We start from the raw sequence: 767 nt of genomic DNA on the forward strand, positions 1-767 counted from the left end.
TGGTTTCCTCGATCGGCACGCCAGGATCGACCCGGTGCTGATAATAGAGATCGATATGGTCCACGCCCAGACGACTCAGGGAGGCATCGCAAGCCTGTCGAACATATTCTGCATCGCCGCGAATCCCGAGGAATTCTCCGTTTGGTCCCCGCACATTGCCGAACTTCGTTGCAAGAATCACCTCATCACGCCGCTCGCGGATTGCCTTGCCCACCAGCATTTCGTTGGTGAATGGGCCATACATGTCGGCAGTGTCGATGAAGTTGATCCCAAGTTCGAGCGAACGGTGGATTGTCGCAATCGATTCGGCTTCATCACCCTGTCCATAGAACTCGGACATACCCATGCAACCCAGGCCAAGCGCCGAAGCTTCCAGTCCCTGTTGCCCTAATTTGCGGTTTTGCATTCTTTTTCCTCTTATCTGTTTGCGTCTTCAATGTCGCTTCGTACGGCGAAGGCCATGCGCCCGTGGTCTTTTAAGATAGACTTGCGACGCTCCAGTTCCCGGGAGTGAGGGAGAGCGCTAGAATGGCCATGTTGGACCTGGTAAGTTCGTGACTCCGGCTAAACTGCAAGTTTGCAACAAAGCTGCAAGCTGAAGTACTGGCCGCAACAGGATTTCTTCCACCAACACGTTGGCCGGCTAAGCGAACGCGTACATGAGGGCTTGGGCCACGTCCTCCGCGCTCAGTGCATCGAGCTGTTCACGGTGTTCTTTCATCGTTTCGCTGACATTTTGACCAAATTCAGTCCAGTCAGATCCCGGC

1 protein-coding gene is annotated in these 767 nt (G+C 54.4%); it reads right to left on the reverse strand.

The genetic code is table 11. From position 1 onward, the window contains the following. On the reverse strand, window positions 1–406 hold a 406-nt coding region (locus tag JK635_RS27945; RefSeq protein WP_202653005.1), incomplete at its 3' end, for an aldo/keto reductase. Between the last annotated feature and the right edge of the window lie 361 nt (window positions 407–767).

The sequence above is a fragment of the Neobacillus paridis genome, from assembly GCF_016765675.1.
Taxonomy (GTDB): Bacteria; Bacillota; Bacilli; order Bacillales; family Cytobacillaceae; genus Neobacillus; species Neobacillus paridis.